This window comes from Mesorhizobium sp. M7A.F.Ca.CA.003.01.2.1 (assembly GCF_003998945.1).
GTDB lineage: Bacteria > Pseudomonadota > Alphaproteobacteria > Rhizobiales > Rhizobiaceae > Mesorhizobium > Mesorhizobium ciceri.
Genome location: NZ_RZRA01000291.1, coordinates 1 through 5,830 on the forward strand (window position 1 = coordinate 1; position 5,830 = coordinate 5,830).

Below are 5,830 nucleotides of genomic sequence, written 5' to 3' on the forward strand. Positions count from 1 at the left end.
GCGCACCGGAGTGCGACATCATGTAGATCGAGTTCATCGGCTTCTGACGGCCATTGTCCTCGAACTCGACCGCCTTGATGCGGGCCATCATCTCGTCGGCGACCTTTTCCGAGCACTTGGCCCAGGCGTCGACGACCTTGTTGTACTTCTCGCCCTGCGTGATCAGACCGTCATTGTACTGCTGCTCGTATTCCTTGGCCAAAGCCTCGGTGTCGGAGACCAGCTTGATCTTGGCATCCGGGATCAGCATGTCGTCCTTGCCGAACGAAATGCCGGCGCGGCAGGCATGGCTGAAGCCGAGCGCCATGATGCGATCGCAGAAAATGACCGTCTCCTTCTGACCGCAGTGGCGGTAGACGGGGTCGATCATCTTGGAGATGTTCTTCTTGGTCATCTCCTGGTTGGCGGTCTCGTAAGGCACGTTGACGTTCTTCGGCAGAAGCTCGCCGATGATCATGCGGCCAGGCGTGGTGTCATGGATCTTCGACACGACCTTGCCTTCGGCGTCGACCGTGCGGAAACGACCCTTGATCTTGGAGTGCAGCGTCACCGCCTTGGTCTCGAGCGCGTGCTGGAGTTCGCCCATGTCGGCAAACACCATGCCCTCGCCCGGCTCGTTCTGGTTGACGATCGAGAGATAGTAGAGACCCAGAACCATGTCCTGCGACGGCACAATGATCGGCGCGCCGGAAGCCGGGTGCAGGATGTTGTTGGTCGACATCATCAGCACGCGGGCTTCAAGCTGCGCTTCCAGCGACAACGGCACGTGAACGGCCATCTGGTCGCCGTCGAAGTCGGCGTTGAAGGCCGTGCAGACCAGCGGGTGCAGCTGGATCGCCTTGCCTTCGATCAGGATCGGCTCGAACGCCTGGATGCCGAGACGGTGCAGCGTCGGCGCACGGTTCAGCAGCACCGGATGCTCGCGGATGACCTCGTCGAGGATATCCCAGACTTCCGGACGCTCCTTTTCGACCAGCTTCTTCGCCTGCTTGACGGTCGAGGAGTAACCCTTGGCGTCGAGACGGGCGTAGATGAAGGGCTTGAACAGTTCGAGCGCCATCTTCTTGGGCAGGCCGCACTGGTGCAGCTTGAGCTCCGGACCGGTCACGATGACCGAGCGGCCGGAATAGTCGACGCGCTTGCCGAGCAGGTTCTGACGGAACCGGCCCTGCTTGCCCTTGAGCATGTCGGACAGCGACTTCAGCGGGCGCTTGTTGGCGCCGGTGATGACGCGGCCGCGGCGGCCGTTGTCGAACAGCGCATCGACGGCTTCCTGCAGCATGCGCTTTTCATTGCGCACGATGATGCCGGGGGCGCGCAGCTCGATCAGCCGCTTCAGGCGGTTGTTGCGGTTGATGACGCGGCGATAGAGATCGTTCAGATCCGACGTGGCGAAGCGGCCGCCGTCCAGCGGGACGAGCGGACGCAGGTCCGGCGGGATCACCGGAACCACCTTCATGATCATCCATTCCGGACGATTGCCGGATTCCATGAAGTTCTCGACGACCTTGAGCCGCTTCAGATACTTCTTCTGCTTCAGCTCGGAGGTGGTCGACGCCAGTTCCGAACGCAGGTCGCCGGCGATCTTCTCCAGGTCCATGCCGGCCAGGAGGTCATGAATGGCCTCGGCGCCGATCATGGCGGTGAACGAATCCTCGCCATACTCGTCGACGGCGATCATGTACTCTTCCTCGCTGAGCAGCTGGTGCTCCTTCAGCGCGGTGAGGCCAGGTTCGGTGACGATGTAGTTCTCGAAGTAGAGGACGCGCTCGATGTCCTTCAGGGTCATGTCGAGCAGCGTGCCGATGCGCGACGGCAGCGACTTCAGGAACCAGATATGGGCGACCGGTGCCGCCAGCTCGATATGGCCCATGCGCTCGCGGCGAACGCGCGACAGCGTGACTTCGACGCCGCACTTCTCGCAGATGACGCCCTTGTACTTCATGCGCTTGTACTTGCCGCACAGGCACTCATAGTCCTTGATCGGGCCAAAAATGCGCGCGCAGAACAGACCGTCACGCTCCGGCTTGAAGGTGCGGTAGTTGATGGTCTCCGGCTTCTTGATCTCGCCGAAAGACCAGGACAGAATCTTCTCAGGGCTGGCAAGCGATATCCGGATGGAATCGAACACCTGCGCAGGCGCCTGCGGATTGAAGAGATTCATGACCTCTTGGTTCATGCCGTTCTCCTTTTCGGGATCCTCGAAGATCCCTTGCATCTAGTCGCGAGCCAAACGCCCGCCGTCTTTGTCGGCCACTGGCCGTCGAATTCTTCCTGGTTGAGCATGATCCTGTCCGAAAACCGGTAGCCACTTTTCGGGATCATGCTCGAGGCGCGCCGCGGACAGCCGTGGCGCGCCATTGCCTTACTCGGCCGCGTCGGGCAGCCGGACAGGGTTGTCGTCGAGCTTGGTGTTCTCCAGCTCGACGTTGAGGCCGAGAGACCGCATTTCCTTGACGAGAACGTTGAAGCTCTCCGGGATGCCGGCCTCGAAGGTGTCGTCGCCACGCACGATCGCCTCGTAGACCTTGGTACGGCCGGCGACGTCGTCGGACTTCACCGTCAGCATTTCCTGCAGCGTGTAGGCGGCGCCGTACGCTTCCAGCGCCCAGACCTCCATCTCGCCGAAGCGCTGGCCACCGAACTGCGCCTTGCCGCCCAGCGGCTGCTGGGTGACGAGCGAGTACGGACCGATCGAACGCGCGTGGATCTTGTCGTCCACGAGATGGTGAAGCTTGAGCATGTAGATGTAGCCCATCGTCACCTTGCGATCGAACGGCTCGCCCGTGCGTCCGTCATAGAGCTGCGACTGACCGCTGCTGTGCAGGCCCGCCTGCTCCAGCATGATGTTGATGTCAGCCTCATGCGCGCCGTCGAACACCGGGGTCGCGATCGAGACGCCGCGGCGCATCTGCTCGCTGAGGCGAACGATGCTCTCGTCGTCATAGTCACGAACCGGCTCGTTGCGGTCGTTGGCCGGGATGAAGCTCTCGAGCGTCTTGCGCAGCGGCTTGATGTCGCCGGCTGCCTTGTACGTGTCGATCAGCTCGCCGATCTTCCTGCCCATGCCCGCACATGCCCAGCCCAGATGCGTTTCCAGGATCTGGCCGACATTCATGCGGCTCGGCACACCCAGCGGGTTGAGCACGATATCGGCATGCGTGCCGTCCTCGAGGAAAGGCATGTCCTCCACCGGAACGATCCGCGACACGACACCCTTGTTGCCGTGACGGCCGGCCATCTTGTCGCCGGGCTGCATCTTGCGCTTCACGGCCACGAAGACCTTGACCATCTTCATGACGCCCGGAGGCATTTCGTCGCCGCGCTGGACCTTCTCGACCTTGTCCATGAAACGCTGCTCGAGCGCCTTCTTGGAATCGTCGTACTGGCCACGCAGCGCTTCCAGCTCGCTCTGGAGCTTTTCGTTCTCCACGGCAAACTGCCACCACTGCGAACGCGGATACTCGTCGAGCGTATCCTTGGACAGCGTCGAGCCCTTCTTGAAGCCCTTCGGTCCAGCGATCGCTTCCTTGCCGACGAGCACGTCGGAAAGACGCGCGTAGACGTTACGGTCCAGAATGGCCTGCTCGTCGTCGCGGTCCTTGGCGAGGCGTTCGATCTCCTCGCGCTCGATCGCCATGGCGCGCTCGTCCTTCTCCACACCGTGGCGATTGAAGACGCGCACCTCGACGACGGTGCCGAATGTGCCCGGAGGCATGCGCATCGAGGTGTCGCGCACATCGGACGCCTTTTCGCCGAAGATGGCGCGCAGAAGCTTCTCTTCCGGCGTCATCGGGCTTTCGCCCTTCGGCGTGATCTTGCCGACCAGGATGTCGCCCGGCTGAACTTCCGCACCGATGTAGACGATGCCGGCTTCGTCGAGGTTCTTCAGCGCTTCTTCCGAGACGTTCGGGATATCGCGCGTGATTTCCTCCGGTCCAAGCTTGGTATCGCGCGCCATGACCTCGAACTCCTCGATGTGGATCGAGGTGAAGACGTCGTCGGCGACGATGCGTTCGGACAGGAGGATCGAGTCCTCGTAATTGTAGCCGTTCCACGGCATGAACGCGACCAGCACGTTGCGGCCGAGCGCCAGATCGCCGAGCTCGGTCGACGGACCGTCGGCGATGATGTCGCCCTTGTTGACCCGGTCGCCCATGCGAACCAGCGGACGCTGGTTGATGCAGGTGTTCTGGTTCGAACGTTGGAACTTCATCAACCGGTAGATATCGACGCCGGACTTGCCCGGATCGAGATCTTCGGTGGCGCGGATAACGATACGCGTCGCGTCCACCTGGTCGACGATGCCGCCGCGGCGGGCGCCGATGGCGGCGCCCGAGTCACGGGCGACGATCGGCTCCATGCCGGTGCCGACGAACGGCGCCTCGGCGCGCACCAGCGGCACGGCCTGACGCTGCATGTTCGAGCCCATCAGAGCGCGGTTGGCGTCGTCGTTTTCCAGGAACGGGATCAGGGCCGCGGCCACCGACACCATCTGCTTGGGCGACACGTCCATCAGATCGACGTTTTCGCGCGGCGCCATCATCACTTCGCCGGCACTGCGGCAAATGACGAATTCGTCGACGAAACCACCGTTCTTGTCGAGCTCGGCGTTGGCCTGCGCGACATGGTGCTTGGCCTCTTCCATCGCCGAGAGATAGACGACGTCATTGGTCAGCTTGCCGTCGACGATCTTGCGGTACGGGCTCTCGATGAAGCCGTACTTGTTGACGCGTGCGAAGGTGGCCAGCGAGTTGATCAGACCGATATTCGGGCCTTCCGGCGTCTCGATCGGGCAGATGCGGCCGTAATGCGTCGGGTGCACGTCGCGCACTTCGAAGCCGGCGCGCTCGCGGGTCAGACCGCCCGGTCCAAGCGCCGAGAGGCGGCGCTTGTGGGTGATCTCCGACAGCGGGTTGGTCTGGTCCATGAACTGCGACAGCTGCGAGGAACCGAAGAACTCGCGCACGGCGGCAGCCGCCGGCTTGGCGTTGATCAGATCCTGCGGCATGACCGTGTCGATCTCGATCGAGGACATACGCTCCTTGATCGCGCGCTCCATGCGCAGCAGGCCGACGCGGTACTGGTTTTCCATCAGCTCGCCGACCGAACGCACGCGGCGGTTGCCGAGATTGTCGATGTCGTCGATCTCGCCCTTGCCGTCGCGCAGTTCGACCAGCGTCCTGACCACGGCCAGGATGTCGTCCTTGCGCAGCACGCGCACGGTGTCCTCGGCCTTCAGCTCGAGGCGCATGTTCATCTTGACGCGGCCGACGGCCGACAGATCGTAGCGCTCGCTATCGAAGAACAGCGAGTTGAACATGGCTTCGGCGGTTTCAAGCGTCGGCGGCTCGCCGGGGCGCATGACACGATAGATGTCGAACAGCGCGTCCTGGCGGCTCTCGTTCTTGTCGACGTTGAGCGTGTTGCGGATATAGGCGCCGACATTGACGTGGTCGATGTCGAGAACCTTGATCTCCTCTTCGCCGGTGCCGAGCAGCACCTTCAGCGTCTTCTCGTCGATCTCGTCACCGGCCTCGAGGAAGATCTCGCCGGTGGCGTAGTTGACGATGTCCTCGGCCAGATAGTTGCCGAGCAGGTCCTCGTCGGTCGCCTTGATCGCCTTCAGACCCTTTTCGCCAAGCGCCCGTGCCTGGCGTGCGGTGATCTTCTTGCCGGCCTCGACGACGACTTCGCCGGTATCGGCATCGACCAGGTCGCCGACAGCCTTGAGGCCGCGGAAACGCTCGACGTTGAACGGAATGCGCCAATGGTCGCCGGCACGCTTGTAGGTGATCTTGTTGTAGAAGGTCGACAGGATCTCTTCGCC

Annotated in this window: 2 protein-coding genes; both read right to left on the reverse strand. The window is 62.5% G+C overall.

Annotation, left to right across the window (positions count from 1 at the left end):
• The coding region (gene rpoC / locus EN969_RS13965; RefSeq protein ID WP_127419187.1) for a DNA-directed RNA polymerase subunit beta' at positions 1–2,179 on the reverse strand (2,179 nt) is incomplete at its 3' end.
• A 186-nt stretch (positions 2,180–2,365) separates the two neighbouring features.
• Positions 2,366–5,830 (reverse strand): DNA-directed RNA polymerase subunit beta (gene rpoB, locus EN969_RS13970; RefSeq protein ID WP_127419188.1); only part of this gene is annotated, 3,465 nt, incomplete at its 5' end.